The following is a 17028-nucleotide window of genomic DNA, read 5'->3' on the forward strand; positions in this document are numbered from 1 at the left end:
GCGAGCATGGACGAAACGTCTTTTCAGACCATGTTTGAACGCGCGGTCGGCATAGCCGACCACCCTACGTCCCCCGCTTGAATCTCGTCGCTCCGATGAACGACAACCAACTCCTGCGCTACTCCCGCCACATCCTGCTCGACGAGATCGGCATCGACGGCCAGCAGCGCCTGCTCGACGCGCACGCCCTCATCATCGGCGCCGGCGGCCTCGGCTCTCCCGCAGCCCTGTACCTGGCCTCCGGCGGCATCGGCCGCATCACCCTGGTCGACGACGACGAGGTCGACCTCACCAACCTGCAGCGCCAGGTCATGCACACCACGGCCCGGGTCGGCCAGCCGAAGGTCGAGTCCGGCCGCGCCGCCATGCTCGCCATCAATCCCGACGTCGAGGTGCGGGCCTTGCGCGAACGGGCCGGCGGCGCGCGCCTGCGGGAACTGGTGCGCGAGGCCACGGTCGTACTCGATTGCAGCGACAACTTCGCCACCCGCCATGCCGTCAACCAGGCCTGTGTCGAGGAAGGCAAGCCGCTGGTCTCGGGCGCCGTGATCCGCTTCGACGGCCAGCTCTCCGTGTTCGACACGCGCGCTGCCGAAGCCCCGTGCTATGCCTGCCTGTTTCCTCCAGACAGCAATTTCGAAGACGTGGCCTGCAGCACCATGGGTGTGTTCGCTCCCCTGGTCGGGGTGGTCGGCGCCATGCAGGCAGCAGAGGCCATGAAGCTGGTGGCCGGCATCGGCGAGCCGCTGGCCGGGCGCCTGCTGCTGCTCGACGGCCGCGCCATGGACTGGAGCGCCGTCAAGGTGGCGCGCAATCCGTCTTGCCAGGTCTGCATGACACGCTGTTGTCACGAGAAATAGGTACAAAAACAAGACCGCTTTAAGACAACATTAAATCGCCGGGGTACTTACAATTTCTCCGGTGCACGTGGTAGCCCCTGTCTGCGTGTAGCCTTATACTGTCAGCCTTCAACCGACCTTACAAAGAGCATCCATGCACATTGATTCGCAACGCAAGCAGCGCCGCGCACGCGGTTTTACTCTGGTCGAGATCATGGTTGTCGTGGTCATCATCGGCATCCTCGGCGCCCTGGTCGTGCCGAAACTGCTGGGCCGTACCGGCGAGTCGCGCGTCACCGCCGCCAAGGTCGACATCGCCACCATGATGCAGGCGCTCAAGCTGTACAAGCTCGACAACCAGCGCTATCCGAGCACCGAGCAGGGCCTGCCGGCACTGATCACCAAGCCGACTTCGGGCCCGGCCGCCAATGGCTGGAAGGCCGGCGGCTACATCGAGAAGCTGCCGAAGGATCCGTGGGGCAACGCTTACCAATACCTGTCGCCCGGCATCCACGGCGAAGTGGACGTGTTCTCGCTGGGCGCCGATGGCCAGCCCGGCGGCACCGGCGAGGATGCCGACGTCGGTTCCTGGGAATAAGCTTGCCGATGCGGGCCGCGGCCGCCCAGCGCAGCAAGGGCTTCACCCTGGTGGAGCTGCTGGTCGTGATGGTCATCATCGGCATCACGCTGGGCCTCGCATCGCTCAACGCCATCCCCTCGCCGCGCCAGGACCTGCAGCAGGAAGCCCAGCGCATCGCGCTGCTGCTGCAGCTGGCGCGTGACGAAGCCATCGTGCGCAACCGCCAGGTGGCCTTCGAGGCCAACGGCGAGCGCTACCGATTCGTGGTGCGCAACGACACCGGCTGGGAACCGGTCACCCGCGACGACCTGCTGAGGGAGCGCACTTTTCGCAGCGCCCCGATCCAGCTGGCGCTGGAGCCGAGCATGAGCAGCGACCCGGGCACCGTGCGCATCACCTTCGGCCGCGAGCCGGTCGACAAGCCTTTCGTGCTCACCCTGGCCACCGGCGGCAACGCGGTCGCGATCCGCGCCGACGGCGTCGGCCATTTCAACGTCGAATGAACATGCGCGCTCGTTATCCTGCCGCCGCCGGATTCACCCTGCTCGAAGTGCTGGTGGCGCTCGTCATCGTCGGCACCGCGCTGGGCGCCGGCCTCCGCGCGGTGGGCAGCCTCACGGCCAACAGCGACGGCCTGCGCGCCTCCATGATGGCCACCTGGTCGGCCGAGAACCGCCTGGTGCAGATCCGCCTGGGGCGCGAATTTCCCGAAGTTGGCAAGCGCGATTTTCCCTGCCCGCAAGGCGAGCTGGCCCTGGTGTGCGAAGAGCAGGTACTCACCAGCCCGAACCCGCAATTGCGCCGGATCGAAGTGTCGGTGTACGACGCCGAACGTCCCGAGCGCCGCATCGTCAAACTGGTTCAGCTGGTGTTGAGGCCCTCGCGGACACAACCATGAATCCAGGCATCCACAAGCGCCGCCGCAGCTTCACCCTGGGCCGTGGCTTCACTCTCGTTGAACTGCTGGTGGCGATCAGCATCCTGGCCATCCTGGCCGTGCTCGGCTGGCGCGGGCTGGACGGCATCGTGCGCGCCCGCATCGCGCTCACGGAGCAGATGGAAGTCACGCGCGGCATGCAGCTGGCCTTCGCCCAGATGCAGAGCGACTGCGAGCACCTGGCCGGGCGCGAGATCATCGGCCGCCGTCCCAACCTGCAATGGACCGAGGGCGGCTTCACGCTGGTCCGCAAGGTGTACAACGAAAACGAACCCTCGCAGCTGGTCGTGGTGTCCTACCGCATCGACAACGGCACCCTGGTGCGGCGCGAATCGCCCGGCACGCGCGACCTGGCCCAGCTCGAGGTCTTGTGGCAGGCCGCCGCCGGCGACGCGCCCTCGGCCGCATCGCCGCCGGTGGCGCTGGCGGGCGGCCTGACCGGCATGACGATCCTCGCCTACCAGTCCAGCCAATGGCGAACGGAACCCGTCGCCAGCACCGACGGCAGCGCGCCTGACGACCCCAATGGCTTGCAGGTCGGCCTGGCCGCCCAGGACCAACCTGCCCCGATGGTCAAGTTCTTTTTGCTGGGAGGCACCTGATGCGCGCCTCTCCCTACCTGCGCCTTGCGCGCCAGCGCGGCGTCGCCGTCGTCACGGCCCTGCTCCTGACCACGCTCGCAATCTCGATCGTCGCCAGCCTGTTCTGGCAGCAGCAGGTGCAAGTGCGCTCGATGGAAAACCAGCGCCTGCACCTGCAGACCAAGTGGATCCTGCGCGGCGCCCTCGACTGGGCCAGCCTGGTGCTGCGCCAGGACGCCTATACCTCGCAATACACCTCGCTCGACCAGGTCTGGGCCACGCCGCTGGCCGAAACCCGCCTCGACCAGTACATCGAACGCGAACGGGTCGAGGGCGAAACCTACAACGCAACCTTGTCCGGCAACATCGTCGACGCCACCTCGCGTTACAATCTGGCCAACCTGGCGAAGAATCGCCAGAAGGACGAGGAACAGCTCAAGATTTTCTCGCGCCTGCTCGACAACCTGCGCCTCGATGCGCGGCTCGCCGACCGAGTGGCGAATTTCGTGGCGCAGGGGCAGCAGGTAGCGGCGCCGGTGGATCCGAACAATCCGAATCCGACGGGAGGAGGTGGAGGGGGCGGAGACGGCGGAACGCCGCCATCGACCATGACGCCGGTGCCGCCGGCGAACGGCGTACCGGTCGCGGTGATGCAGGTGGACGACTTGCTGGCGGTGCAGGGAATCACGCCGGAGATCCTGGCGAAGCTGCGGCCGTTCCTGATCGTGCTGCCGCTGCGGGGCGAAGCAACGAAACTGAACGTGAACACCGTGCCGCCGGAACTGCTGGCGGCACTGGCGCCGCAGATGTCGCTGTCCCAGGCCAACAGCCTGGTGGCGCGCCGCAAGACGGCGGCCTGGCGCGAGACGGCCAATTTCGCGGCCGAAGCCAACGTCCCGGAGAACGGCACCTGGGACATCAAGAGCAGCTGGTTTATCGTACAGAGCCGCATCCGGCTCGACCGTGCGGCCTTGAACGCGGAGTCGCTGATCGAGCGGCAACCCGTGCTCACGGTCGGCGGCGGCACACAAGTAATCTGGACCCGCCAGAACTAGAAGAAAGCGAGACAGTTTGACTACTCTTTATATTCGGCACCCGGCTCGCGCGGAAGGCGAGGGCGCCTTGTGCCGCTTCGCGGTGGTGCCCGATGGCGGAAGCATCGCACAGCAGGGCGAAGGCCTGCTGCGCAACCTGGGCGACGTGGTCGCCGCCAGCCGGCGCGTGGTCGTGGTACTGGCCGGCGCCGACGTCACCATGCTGCAGGTCGCGGCTCCGCCCGTCACCGGCGCGCGTTTGCGCGCGGCCCTGCCGGCCCTTGTAGAAGAATATATTCTGGGCGACCCGCTCGACTGCGTGCTGGTGGCCGGCCCGGCATCGAACGACGGGCGCCGTCCGGTCGCTGTCGTCCAGCGGGACTGGCTCGAGCCGCTGGTGAAAGCCCTGCTCGGCATGGGCGCGCGGACCGTGTCCGCCGTGCCCGCGCAGCTGTGCCTGCCCCTGCAGCCGGGCAGCGCCAGCGCCGCCATCGGCAACAATGAACTGCTGCTGCGCCAGGGCCAGTACGAGGGCCTGGGCCTGGCCCTCGACGGCAACCCGACCCTCACGCTGCAGACGGCGCGGGCGCTGGCGGGCGACGCGCCGCTGACCCTGTACGTGCCGCCCGAGCAGCGCGGCGAATACCAGGTGCTGCTGGCGGAAGCCGGTCCCGGCATCGCGCTGGAAAGCGACGCCTGGGAGCACTGGATCGCCGGCGCGAAGAGCAGCACGGTGGACCTGGTCCCCGGCCTCGGCACGGCCGGCGTCGCCCAGCGCGACTGGAGCCGCTGGCGCTGGCCGCTGCGCCTCGCCCTCGCCGCGATCGTGGTCAACATCATCGGCATCAACATCGAATGGTTGCGCCTGAAGCGCGAAGCCGACGCTGTGCGCATGGGCATGTCGCAGACCTTCCGCAGCGCCTACCCGAACCAGCCGGTCATCGATCCGGTTGCGCAGATGCGCCAGAACATCGCGCGCGCCAAGGCCGCCAGCGGCCAGGTCAGCCAGGACGAGTTCGGCTGGATCGCCGGCATGTTCGGCGAAGCGGTGCGCGGTCTCGGACGCCCGCCCGGGCTGGCGTCGATGGAGTTCCGGGAACGCGCGCTGACCGTGCGTCTGAAGCCGGAGACCATCGATCCCCCCACCACGGTCCAGCTGCGCGCCATCCTCGAAGCGCGCAACATGAGCCTCGAAGAAAGCGGCCCCGCCACCTGGGTGATCCGCAGTACCGGCCTCACCCAGTCAGCCGCCGGGCCGGCAACTCCGGGAGCAGCACCATGAACGCAGCAACGAACATCCGCGCCCGCGCCGGCGCCCTCCGCGAGCGGGCCCAGGCCTGGTGGCTGTCGCGCACCGACCAGGAGCGCAAGTTCCTCACGGTGGGTGGGATCGTGGTGCTGGTCTCGCTGGTCTATGCCCTGCTGCTGGCGCCGGCCATCGAAGGACGCGACAGCCTGCGCCGCTCGCTGCCCGAACTGCGCCAGCAGGCCGCCCAGATGCAGACCCTGGCGGCCGAGGCCCAGGCGCTGGCCGCCAGCCCGGCTCCTACCGTGCCGCCGATGACGGGCGAGGCCCTGAACGCCAGCATGGCGCAGCGCGGCCTGAAGGCCGGCTCGGTTACCCTGACGGGTGAATACGCCAAGCTCCAGTTCAATAACGTGTCCTTTGCCAACCTGGTGGCCTGGCTCGACGCCCAGCGCCGCGAGAACCGCGTGCAGGTGCAGGATGCGACCTTTACCGCCCTCGCTGCGCTGGGCCAGGTCGACGCCACGCTCACCTTGCGCCAGGCCAGCGCGCCGGCTGTCCAATGAAGCGCCTGCTGCTGTGGGTGGCCGTGGCCGCGCTGGCCGTGCTCGTCACGGTATTGGCCTTCCTGCCCGCTTCCTGGCTGGGGCCGATGGTCGAACAGCAGACCGGCGGCCGTTTGACTCTCGGGGATGCGCAAGGTACGCTGTGGAACGGCTCAGCCTTTGTCGGCGGAGCCCCGGGCGAGGGCGGGGCCGTGACGCCGCTGCTGCCGGGACGCTTCGCATGGCGCCTGTCTCCGCTGGTGTTGTTTGGCCAGGTTCACATGGAAGTGGAAAACCCGCAAGCACTCGCGCGCCCGGTGCGCATCGATGGCAGCTGGTCGCAGTGGCAGGTCAGCAGCGGCGAACTGCTGCTGCCGGCCGAAGGCCTGGCCGGGCTCGGCGCGCCCCTCAACACGCTGGCGCCCACCGGCAGCATCCGGCTGGTCTGGAACACGCTCGACCTGCTGCGTTTGCCCAATACGGTGGCCGTGCAAGGCAGGACAGTATTAAGCATGAGCGACATGGGCTCGCGCATGGCGCCCATCCGGCCGCTGGGCAGCTATGAAATGGCCTTCGACTGGCGCGGCAACCAGGCCGACCTGAACCTGCGCACCGTACGCGGTGCGCTCGTGCTGTCGGGCTCGGGTATGCTGCAAAATGGCCGGCTGCGCTTTTCCGGCCAGGCATCGGCTGCCGAAGGATACGAACAGACGCTGGGCAATATGCTCAACCTGCTGGGCCAGCGCCGCATGGTGAACGGCAAAAACATAATCGCACTCGAGTTCAGATAATGACCAACCAACTCCGTACCACCACCGTCCAACCACGCCTGCGCCTGCCGGCGCTGCGCCGCCTCGCGGCCGGCGCCATGCTGTGCTGCTTCGCTGCAACGACTGCGGGAACATTCCTGCCGGCGCCAGTTCACGCCCAGGAAAGTGCGAACGCCGCGGCGCTGAGCTTCGTCAATGCCGACATCGAATCGGTGATCAAGGCAGTCGGCCACTACACCGGCATGACCTTCATCATCGACCCGCGCGTGAAGGGCACGATCACGCTGGTGTCGGAAAAATCGCTCACCAAGACCCAGGCCTTCGGCCTGCTCACCTCGACCCTGCGCCTGCAGGGCTACGCGGTGGTGACCAGCGGCGACGGTTACGCCAAGGTGGTGCCGGAAGCGGAAGCCAAGGCCCAGTCCTCGCCGACCCAGGTCGGCGGCGTGCGCGCCAGCCGCGCCACCGGCGACCAGATCGCCACCCAGGTGTTCTATCTCGCCTACGAATCGGCGGCCAACCTCACCGCCGTGCTGCGTCCCCTGATTTCGCCGAACAATTCGATCATGGCGAACCCGGGCAACAATACCCTGGTCATCACCGACTACGCCGACAACCTGCGCCGCCTGGCCAAGATCATCGCCGCGCTCGACACGCCGGTGGCGGCCGACCTCGACGTGATCCCGATCCGCAACGCGATCGCCAGCGACATCGCCGCCCTCGTCAGCCGGCTGATGGAGCCGGCTGCGGGCGGCGACTCGGGCCGCGTCAGCGTGCTGGCCGACCCGCGCACCAATTCCGTCATCGTGCGCGCGCCGTCGCAGGCGCGCGCCAACCTGGCCAAGTCGCTGATCGCACGCCTCGACCAGCAGACCTCGACCCAGGGCAATATCCACGTTGTCTACCTGAAGAACGCCGACGCCAGCCGCGTGGCGCAAACCCTGCGCGCCGTGGTGTCGCAAGACGCCTCCGCGGTGCCGGTGCAGCAGCAGGGCACCGCGGGCGGGTCGATCCAGGGCGGCAGCGCCGGTATGGGTGGCAGCGGCGGCCAGGGCGGACTCGGCAGCCAGCAGGGCCAGCAGGGCAGCCTCGCCACGGCGGGCACCGGGGGCACCTATGGCCAGCAGAGCCAGCTCACCGCGGGCGGCGCCGGCGGCGGCCAGGGCTCGGGCTTCATCCAGGCCGACGCCTCGACCAACAGCCTGATCATTACCGCACCGGACGCGGTCTACCGCAACCTGCGCAGCGTCATCGACCAGCTCGACGTACGCCGCGCCCAGGTTTACATCGAGGCGCTGGTGGTGGAAGTGACTTCCAACAGAGCCTCTGAATTCGGCGTGCAATGGATCGGCGCCTCGGGCGACGACGACAGCAAGTACCGGGTCGGCGGCGTCCAGTCCTTCACCGGCGGGGCACAGGGCAGCAACATCGTCAACCTGGCCGGGGCCGCGCGCAGCGGCCTGTCCGGCACCTCGGTGCCGAACATCCCGGGCGGCCTGACCTTCGGCCTGTTCCGCCAGGTGGGCGGCGAGCTGGGCCTGGGCGCCGTGGCGCGCGCCCTTGAAAACGATGGCAATGCCAACATCCTGTCGACACCGAACATGATCACGCTGGACAACGAGCTGGCGACGATCAAGGTCGGCCAGAACGTGCCGATCATCACCGGCTCGTACACGACCACCGCCGCGACCGGCGGCGGCAACCCGTTCCAGACCGTCGACCGCCGCGACGTCGGCCTGCTGCTCAAGGTGCGACCCCAGATTTCGGAAGGGGGTACGATCAAGATGTCGATCCTGCACGAGAATTCCAGCGTCGACCCGGCCACCCGCAATGCGCCGCAGGGCCTGACGACCAACCAGCGCGCGATCGAAAGCAATGTGCTGGCCGACGACGGCCAGATCATCGTGCTCGGCGGCCTGATCGAGGACACCGAGGGCGATGGGGAAGAGAAAGTACGTGGCCTGGGCGACATTCCGGTGCTGGGCAACCTGTTCAAGTACCGCAGCCGCACCCGGGTCAAGACCAACCTGATGGTGTTCCTGCGTCCGGTCGTGGTGCGCAGCAAGGAAGCCTCGCACTCGCTGGCCATGGACCGCTACGAATACATGCGCGCTGCCGGCGCCTCGGGCCAGGCCGGCCAGGACGATTCGGTCCTGATCCGCAACCTCGGCGCGCCGCAACTGCCGCCGCTGACGGGTGGCCAGCCGCCCGTCGGTGGCACCATGGCGACCGCACCGGTTCAGGCCGCCCCGGCCGCCGGCAGTGCGCCGGGCGCGGCCGCCGGCCAGCCCGTGCGGCAAGGACAGCAGGGACAGCAGAACCGCCCGGCTTCCCAGTTCCGTCCGGTGACGCCATCGAACCAGAAATAAGCTGACCATGAACAATTTGTTGCCTTACGCCTTCGCCCGTGACCACGGCGTGCTGGCGCGCGGCGGAGACGAACCGGGCCAGGCCGTCGAGGTGCTGGTCTCCAGCGCCACGGCGCCGAGCGCGATCGCGGAAGTGTCGCGCCGCTTCGGCCGCATCACCCTGCGCCGCCTCGATCGCGGCGAGCTCGACGACGCCATCGCCAAGGCCTATGCCGGCGGCGGCGGCGACGCTTCACAGGTGGTGGACGAGTTCGATGCCGACCTCGACCTCACCAGGCTGCTCCAGGACGTGCCGGCCATCGAAGACCTGCTGGAATCGTCGGACGACGCACCCGTCATCCGCATGATCAATGCGCTGCTCACCCAATCGCTGCGCGAAGGCGCCTCCGACATCCACATCGAACCTTTCGAACAGACTTCGGTGGTGCGCTTCCGCGTCGACGGCGCGCTGCGCGACATCGTGCGCCCGAAGAAGGCGATTCACGCCTCCCTGATCTCGCGTATCAAGATCATGTCGCAGCTCGACATTGCCGAGAAGCGCCTGCCGCAGGACGGCCGCATCACCTTGCGCATCGGCGGCAAGCCGGTCGACGTGCGCGTCTCGACCCTGCCGACCGGGCACGGCGAGCGCGCCGTGCTGCGTCTGCTCGACAAGGAAGCGGGCCGGCTCGACCTGAGCCACCTGGGCATGAGCCCGGACATGCTGCCGCAGTTCGACCGCCTGATCAACCAGCCGCACGGCATCGTGCTGGTGACGGGCCCGACCGGTTCCGGCAAGACGACCACGCTGTATGCGGCGCTGTCGCGCCTGAACGCGTCCACCACCAACATCATGACGGTGGAAGACCCGATCGAGTACGACCTCCACGGCGTCGGCCAGACCCAGGTCAATGCGCGCATCGACATGAGCTTCGCCAAGGCCCTGCGTGCGATCCTGCGCCAGGACCCGGACGTGATCATGATCGGCGAGATCCGCGACCTGGAAACCGCGCAGATCGCGGTGCAGGCTTCGCTCACCGGCCACCTGGTGCTGGCCACCCTGCACACCAACGATGCGGCCTCGGCCGTGACGCGTTTGCTGGACATGGGCATCGAACCGTTCCTGCTGTCCTCGTCCCTGCTGGGCGTGATGGCGCAGCGCCTGGTGCGCAAGCTGTGCCCGCAGTGCAAGACCAATGACGGCGCCGGCTGGCACGCGGTGGGCTGCGAGCGCTGCGGCCACACCGGCTACCACGGCCGGGTCGGCGTCTACGAGCTGCTCGAGACCACCGAAGAAATCCGGGCCCAGATCCACAACCAGGCCTCCGAAGCCGAGATCCGCGTGGCGGCCCAGAAGACCGGCATGAAGATGATGCGCGAGGATGGCGAGCGCTGGCTCCTTGACGGCACTACCACGCGCGCCGAGCTGGTGCGCGTGACCAAGGACTAAGGGTGGACGTTATCTAATGCCAGCTTTCCGTTACGAGGCCGTCGACGCCGGCGGCGCCACGAAAAAAGGCGTGGTCAACGCCGACAGCCCGCGCGCCGCGCGCGCCGACCTGCGCACCCAGGGCCTGACGCCGCTGAACGTCGAGCAGATCGCGGCCCAGGTGGACGCGTCCGGCGCGGCGCGTTCCCGCGGCGGCTTCGGCGAACGCCTGTCGCAGGTCGAGCTGGCCCTGTTCACGCGCCAGCTGGCCAGCCTGCTGGAAGCCGGCCTGCCGCTGGAACAGGCCTTCACGGCCCTGCTGGAACAGGCCGAGCGTCCCTATGTGCGCGACCTGATCGCCTCGATCCGCTCGGAAGTCATCGGCGGTTCGGCCTTCTCCACCGCGCTGTCGCGCCATCCGCGCGACTTCGCCGAAATCTACCGCGCGCTGGTGTCCTCGGGCGAGCAGATCGGCCAGCTCTCGCGCGTGCTGTCGCGCCTGGCCGACTACATCGAGCGCCGCAACGCCCTGGTGCAGAAGGTGCGGCTGGCGTTTACCTATCCGGCGATCGTCACCGTGGTGGCCTTTGCCATCGTGATCTTCCTGCTCACCTACGTGGTGCCGCAGATCGTCTCGGTGTTCGCCAACACCAAGCAGAAGCTGCCTTTCCTCACCCTGATGATGCTGGCCATCTCCAACTTCGTGCGGGCCTACGGCATCTACGTCGGCATCCTGCTGATCGGCGCATTCTGGATGTGGCGGCGCGCGCTGCGCAATCCAGACCTCAAGCGGCGCTGGCATACCTGGCTGCTGAGCGCCCCCGTGTATGGCAAGTTCGAGCGCAGCCTGAACACGGCGCGCTTCGCCAGCACGCTGGCGATCACCACCGGTTCCGGCGTGCCCATCCTCCGCGCGCTCGAGACCAGCCGCGACACCCTGTCGAACGTGGCGATGCGCGAGCTGGTCGAACAGGCCACCGCCAGCGTGCGCGAAGGGGTGAGCCTGGCGCGCGCCCTGTCGGCGCAAAAGCACTTCCCGCCAATGCTGGTGCACATGATCCGGGCCGGCGAGATCACCGGCGAGCTGCCAGCCATGCTCGAGCGGGCCGCCAACTCGCAGCAGGCCGACCTGGAGCGCCGCACGCTCACCATCGCCGGCCTGCTGGAGCCGGTGCTGATCCTGGCCATGGGCCTGGTGGTGCTGCTGATCGTGCTGGCGGTCCTGATGCCGATCATCGAGATCAACCAGCTGGTGCGCTAAGAATAGAAGCAAGGAAACCATGAACAAGCGTCTGCCTCTCCTTTTCACCCTGCTCGCGCTGGTCCTGCTGGTCGCGTCTGTCGCCTACTGGTTCCTGCAGCTGTACAAGCCCGAGCAGCGCCCGCTGGCGCCGGCGCCGGCCGTGGCCCAGGCCGAGCCGAGCCTGGACGCCATCGCGGCCCTGTTCGGCGGCCAGCCGACCGCGGTGGCGATCTCCAACTACCAGCTTACCGGCGTCATCTCGGCCGGCCCGAACAGCGCCGTGATCCTGGTGGCCGACGGTTCGCCGCCGAAGGCGGTGCGGATCGGGCGCGAGATCGTGCCCGGCGTGACGGTGGCCGAGGTGCACGCGCGCTACGTGATGCTGTCGGAAGGCGGCGTCATGAAGCGGGTCGACCTGGCGCCCGATACCGGGACCTCGGCGGGCGGCATCGCACCGCCGGTGCAGGGACCGCAGCCGGTGGCCGCCGCGCCGGCCCCGGGTATCGAGCCGCAGACCTCACCGGGCGTGGTGGCGGTGCCCGCGAACATGCAGTCGGTGCCGCCGCCGGGCGGTCCGCCGGGCGGCACCCCGACCACCCCGGAGAACGCGATTCCCGTCCAGGACAATCCGCCGCCCGATCCCACCATGAGCCCGGAGCAGCCTCCACCGCCGAACCAGGTGCAGATGCCGCCGCCAAGGTCGGTGAACAGTCCGGTGGGACAGCCGAATCAAACGCAGTAATACCAACGACGCCGCAGCAATGCGGCGTTGTTCACTGCGCGTTCAGGACGAGCGCTGCATGCCCCGGTACTGCCCATCTGGACGCGCAGGGCAACTCCCGGTATAAGCTTGCCACCTGACAAATTCTTAATGCCGGAGGAAGCCCTTGAATCGCACCCGAACCCTGATGTCGCGGATGGTCCTGTCCTGCGTCGCCGCCCTGAGCTGGACGAGCGTCCAGGCGGCCGAGCTCACCATTACCGCCGACCGCCTGCTGGACGTGCGCACCGGCCGCATGGTCGCGCACCCCGAAATCCTGGTGCGCGACAACCGCATCGTCAGCGTCAAGTCCGGCACGGGGACGCCGGCCACCGGCGAGCGCATCGCGTTGCCGGGCATGACGCTGGTGCCGGGCCTGATCGACATGCACGTGCACCTCGATTCCGATCCCACCTACGGCGGCTACAGCGGCCTGGAGTACAACGACCGCTTCTGGTCGGCGCTGGCCGTCGTCCACGCCGGCAAGACCCTGGATGCGGGCTTCACCACGGTGCGCAACGTCGGCGCCGCCGACTGGAACGACGTCGGCCTCGGCCAGGCGATCGCTGCCGGCAAGGTGCGCGGCCCGCGCATCATCCCCGGCGCCTGGTCCTTCGGGCCGACCGGCAGCCACTGCGACAGCACCTATTTCCCGCCCTCGATGGAAGAAAAGAATCCGTACAACGCCGACGGCCCGGACGAGGTGCGCAAGTCGGTGCGCGCGCTGCGCAAGTACGGCGCCCAGGTAATCAAGGTATGCGCCACCGGCGGCGTGTTCTCGCGCAACACCGAGCCCGGCCAGCAGCAGATGAACTACGCCGAACTGCGCGCCGCGGTGGAGGAAGCGGCCCAGTGGGGCCTGAAGGTGGCCGCGCACGCGCACGGCGCGGCTGGCATCAAGGACGCGATCCGGGCCGGCGTCACCACCATCGAGCACGCCAGCCTGATCGACGACGAGGGCATCGCGCTCGCCAGGAAGCACGGCGCGTGGCTGTCGATGGACATCTACAATGGCGACTACACGGCCGCCGAGGGCAAGAAGAACGGCGTGCTGGAAGACAACCTGCGCAAGGACCGCGAAGTGACCGAGATCCAGCGCCAGAATTTCAGGAAGGCGCACGCGGCCGGCGTGAAGATGGTGTTCGGCACCGACGCCGGCGTCCATCCGCACGGCGGCAACGGCAAGCAGTTCGCGGTCATGGTCAAGTACGGCATGAGCCCGCTGCAGGCGATCCAGGCGGCCACCATCAATGCATCCGAAGCGCTCGGCAGGAACGATGTCGGCATCGTCGAAGCCGGCCGCCACGCCGACATGGTGGCGGTACCGGGCGACCCGACTGTGGACGTGCGGCTGCTGGAAGCGCCGGCCGTGGTCATCCAGGGCGGCGCGGTGGTCAAGCGCAGCACGCCCTGAAGCGGCCTGCAGCACGGCAAGCCGGAGCTTGAACCGGAGCGCGTCTGTTTCGGTGGCGTCGACGGCGTCATGACGAGCGGCGCTCCTGATTCACTCTGGGTCCAAGCAACACAGATGTCGAATGTTTTCGTCGCCAACCCGCAGCGTGCAAGCCGCCGGCCCGGTCCGCAGCCGCCGTCGCCAACAAGATTCTGCATGAAATGCAGCGTCCCTTCGCCATCGGCGGCGGTACCCTCCATATCGGCGCAAGCATCGGTCTGATCGTCCACGACGCCGGGAAGGCGCCCGCCGACATCGAGGCGATCATCCACGAGGCCGATGCACGCATGTACGCCGCCAGTCAGGGCGGCAAGAACCGGATCGTCGGCCCCTGACGGCGGTCGGCCGGCGTGCTCCCCCCATCCCAAGCGCGGCTCCATGTAGCCGGAGTGCCCGACTGGGTCACGATTTAATAATCGAAAATTTCGATTGTATATCTGCAAATTATCCGTTTTTCATATCCAGCATAGCCACGCATAATCACTCCATCGCATCGAACACGAAATGAGATGAGGCGGAGGAACAGTGCTCCGGAAGCATCGAAGAGTTCGATTGTTTTTACAGCCGGCCTTGCACCCGGCGCCAGTCCACGCACTTAACTAGAGGAGCACATCATGAGCAACGCAAAACTGGAAGTCCTGACCCCGGAAAACTCGCAGCTGATCATCATCGACCACCAGCCGCAGATGGCCTTCGGCGTGCAGTCGATCGACCGCCAGCTACTCAAGAACAACGTGGTCGGGCTGGCCAAGGCGGCCAAGGCCTTCGGCATCCCGACCATCATCACCACCGTCGAGACGGATTCGTTCTCCGGCAACACCTACCCGGAAATCCTGGATGTGTTCCCGGACCACCCGATCCTCGAGCGCACCTCGATGAACTCCTGGGACGACCAGAAGGTGCGCGACGCCCTCGCGGCGAACGGCCGCAAGAAAGTGATCGTGGCCGGCCTGTGGACCGAGGTCTGCAACACCACCTTCGCCCTGTGCGCCATGCTCGAAGGCGAATACGAAATCTACATGGTGGCCGACGCTTCCGGCGGCACCACCAGGGACGCCCACGACTTCGCCATGCAGCGCATGGTGCAGGCCGGCGTGGTGCCGATGACCTGGCAGCAGGTGATGCTGGAGTGGCAGCGCGACTGGGCGCGCCGCGACACCTACGACGCCGTGATCCGGATCGTCACCGAGCACTCGGGCGCCTACGGCATGGGCGTGGACTACGCCTACACGATGGTGCACAAGGCCGCGGCCCGCAACGGGGGCGGCAACGAGGTGCTGGCGCCGGTTCCGGCCCCTGTTCGTTAAACAAGGACAGCTGGTCCGCCTGTCGGGGCGGACCGCCACGCCACCACAGCCAGGAGCAAGAGCATGCAAGCACAGTCGACCCGGAGCGCCGCGCCGCTCATCCTCATCAACGGCAGGTTCGCCACCCTCGACCGCGAGAACCCGCAGGCCAGCGCCGTCGCCATCCAGGACGGCCGCTTCCTCGCCGTGGGCGACCAGGAGCACGTGATGCGTCACCGCCAGGCCGGCAGCCAGGTCATCGACCTGAATGGACGCACCGTGATCCCCGGCCTGAACGACTCGCACCTGCACCTGATCCGGGGTGGCCTGAACTACAACCTCGAGCTGCGCTGGGAAGGCGTGCCCTCGCTTGCCGACGCGTTGCGCATGCTGAAGGAACAGGCCCTGCGCACCCCGCACCCGCAGTGGGTGCGCGTGGTGGGCGGCTGGAACGAATTCCAGTTCGCCGAGAAGCGCATGCCGACCCTCGACGAAATCAACGCCGCCGCACCCGACACCCCGGTCTTCATCCTGCACCTGTACGACCGCGCACTCCTGAATCGCGCCGCGCTGCGCGCCGTCGGCTATACGAAAGACACGCCGAATCCGCCCGGCGGCGAGATCCAGCGCGACGCGGCCGGCAACCCCACCGGCATGCTGATCGCCCGCCCCAACGCGATGATCCTGTACGCCACCCTGGCCAAGGGCCCAAAGCTGCCCTACGACCTGCAGGTGAACTCGACCCGCCAGTTCATGCGCGAACTGAACCGCCTCGGCATCACCAGCGCCATCGACGCCGGCGGCGGCTTCCAGAACTACCCCGACGACTACAGCGTCATCGAGGAACTCGACCGCGCCGAACAGCTCACCATCCGCATCGCCTACAACCTGTTCACCCAGAACAAGGGCAAGGAACTGGAAGACTTCCAGCGCTGGACCGGCATGGTGACGCCGGGGCAAGGCAGCGACTACTACCGCCACAACGGCGCCGGCGAGATGCTGGTGTTCTCGGCGGCCGACTTCGAGGACTTCCTGGAGCCGCGTCCCGAGCTGGCCGAGGGCATGGAAGACGAGCTGGAAAAGGTCGTGCGCCACCTGGTATCGGAGCGCTGGCCGTTCCGCCTGCACGCCACCTACGACGAATCGATCACCCGCATGCTCGATGTCTTCGAGAAGATCGACCGCGAGATCCCGTTCAATGGCCTGCACTGGATGTTCGACCATTGCGAGACCATCAGCCCGGCCAACATCGAGCGGGTAAAAGCGCTGGGCGGCGGCATCGCGATCCAGCACCGCATGGCCTTCCAGGGCGAGTACTTCGTGGACCGCTACGGCGCCGATGCGGCGAAAGCCACGCCGCCGGTGAAGCGCATGCTCGAGATGGGCGTGCCGGTCGGCGCCGGCACCGACGCCACCCGCGTGGCCAGCTACAACCCGTGGACGGCGCTGTACTGGCTGGTCACCGGCCGCACCGTTGGCGGCCTGCCGCTGTACGGCGACAAGGGCCTGCTCGACCGCAGCGTCGCCCTCGAACTGTGGACCTCGGGCAGCGCCTGGTTTTCGAACGAGCAGGGCCGCAAGGGCCGGATCCGGGAAGGCATGCTGGCCGACCTGGTCGCCTTGTCGAGCGATTTCTTCACGGTGGAGGCGGAAGACATCAAGGCGATCGAATCGGTGCTGACCGTGGTCGGCGGCAAGGTAGTGTACGGCGCCGCCGAGTTCAGCGAGCTGGGACCGGCCCCGATCCCGGTGCTGCCGGCGTGGTCGCCGGTCGCGAAGGCGCCGGGGCACTGGCGCAAGGCTGCTCCACAGCCCCAGCAGTCGCACATGGCCTTGCCGCACCAGTGCAGCGGTCCCTGCGGCGTGCACGCGCACACCCATGACCGGGCCCGCAAGTCGAACGTCCCGGTATCGGACTTCGGCGGCTTCTGGGGCGCCTTCGGCTGCAGCTGCTTCGCATTTTGATCCAGAGTCGAT

The 17028-nt window shown here is 67.8% G+C and carries 17 protein-coding genes; all 17 read left to right on the forward strand.

The genetic code is table 11. The features are described from left to right. Positions 1–95 precede the first annotated feature (95 nt). Positions 96–860, forward strand: a complete 765-nt coding sequence (locus AC56KL_RS07745) for a HesA/MoeB/ThiF family protein (RefSeq protein ID WP_497179583.1) — start codon at positions 96–98, stop codon at positions 858–860. Between the two features lie 133 nt (positions 861–993). Next, entirely contained in the window at positions 994–1437 is a 444-nt protein-coding gene (gene gspG / locus AC56KL_RS07750) for a type II secretion system major pseudopilin GspG (RefSeq protein ID WP_497179584.1), read from the forward strand. Positions 1438–1445: 8 nt separating this feature from the next. Then, complete coding sequence (locus AC56KL_RS07755) at positions 1446–1922, forward strand: GspH/FimT family pseudopilin (RefSeq protein ID WP_497179805.1); 477 nt, start codon at positions 1446–1448, stop codon at positions 1920–1922. Then, complete coding sequence (gene gspI / locus AC56KL_RS07760) at positions 1919–2317, forward strand: type II secretion system minor pseudopilin GspI (RefSeq protein WP_497179585.1); 399 nt, start codon at positions 1919–1921, stop codon at positions 2315–2317. Before AC56KL_RS07755 ends, gspI begins: the two co-directional genes overlap by 4 nt. Beyond that, positions 2314–2958, forward strand: a complete 645-nt coding sequence (locus tag AC56KL_RS07765; RefSeq protein WP_497179586.1) for a PulJ/GspJ family protein — start codon at positions 2314–2316, stop codon at positions 2956–2958. Before gspI ends, AC56KL_RS07765 begins: the two co-directional genes overlap by 4 nt. Then, complete coding sequence (gene gspK, locus AC56KL_RS07770) at positions 2958–3992, forward strand: type II secretion system minor pseudopilin GspK (RefSeq protein WP_497179587.1); 1035 nt, start codon at positions 2958–2960, stop codon at positions 3990–3992. Before AC56KL_RS07765 ends, gspK begins: the two co-directional genes overlap by 1 nt. 16 nt (positions 3993–4008) lie before the next feature. Continuing rightward, complete coding sequence (gene gspL / locus AC56KL_RS07775; protein ID WP_497179588.1) at positions 4009–5253, forward strand: type II secretion system protein GspL; 1245 nt, start codon at positions 4009–4011, stop codon at positions 5251–5253. Then, on the forward strand, positions 5250–5783 hold the full coding sequence (locus AC56KL_RS07780; RefSeq protein WP_497179589.1) for a type II secretion system protein M: 534 nt from the start codon (positions 5250–5252) through the stop codon (positions 5781–5783). The genes gspL and AC56KL_RS07780 overlap by 4 nt, the downstream gene beginning before the upstream one ends. Then, entirely contained in the window at positions 5780–6553 is a 774-nt protein-coding gene (gspN, locus tag AC56KL_RS07785) for a type II secretion system protein N (RefSeq protein WP_497179590.1), read from the forward strand. Before AC56KL_RS07780 ends, gspN begins: the two co-directional genes overlap by 4 nt. Continuing rightward, positions 6553–8901: a type II secretion system secretin GspD gene (gspD, locus tag AC56KL_RS07790; RefSeq protein WP_497179591.1), complete on the forward strand. Its 2349-nt coding sequence runs from the start codon at positions 6553–6555 to the stop codon at positions 8899–8901. Before gspN ends, gspD begins: the two co-directional genes overlap by 1 nt. A gap of 7 nt (positions 8902–8908) precedes the next feature. Next, entirely contained in the window at positions 8909–10330 is a 1422-nt protein-coding gene (gene gspE / locus AC56KL_RS07795; protein WP_497179592.1) for a type II secretion system ATPase GspE, read from the forward strand. Positions 10331–10346: 16 nt separating this feature from the next. Next, the gene (gspF, locus tag AC56KL_RS07800) at positions 10347–11570 is read left to right on the forward strand and encodes a type II secretion system inner membrane protein GspF (RefSeq protein WP_497179593.1); all 1224 of its coding nucleotides are present in this window, start codon (positions 10347–10349) and stop codon (positions 11568–11570) included. A gap of 19 nt (positions 11571–11589) precedes the next feature. Further along, the gene (locus AC56KL_RS07805) at positions 11590–12294 is read left to right on the forward strand and encodes a hypothetical protein (protein ID WP_497179594.1); all 705 of its coding nucleotides are present in this window, start codon (positions 11590–11592) and stop codon (positions 12292–12294) included. A 145-nt stretch (positions 12295–12439) separates the two neighbouring features. After that, complete coding sequence (locus AC56KL_RS07810; RefSeq protein WP_497179595.1) at positions 12440–13726, forward strand: Xaa-Pro dipeptidase; 1287 nt, start codon at positions 12440–12442, stop codon at positions 13724–13726. A gap of 95 nt (positions 13727–13821) precedes the next feature. Further along, positions 13822–14100: a diguanylate cyclase domain-containing protein gene (locus tag AC56KL_RS07815; RefSeq protein WP_497179806.1), complete on the forward strand. Its 279-nt coding sequence runs from the start codon at positions 13822–13824 to the stop codon at positions 14098–14100. 279 nt (positions 14101–14379) lie between these two features. Then, complete coding sequence (locus tag AC56KL_RS07820; RefSeq protein ID WP_497179596.1) at positions 14380–15072, forward strand: hydrolase; 693 nt, start codon at positions 14380–14382, stop codon at positions 15070–15072. A 63-nt stretch (positions 15073–15135) separates the two neighbouring features. Further along, positions 15136–17016, forward strand: coding sequence for an amidohydrolase (locus tag AC56KL_RS07825; protein ID WP_497179597.1), 1881 nt, complete (start codon positions 15136–15138; stop codon positions 17014–17016). The last annotated feature ends 12 nt before the right edge of the window (positions 17017–17028 follow it).

The organism is Telluria sp. ZB4P34, from assembly GCF_059686055.1.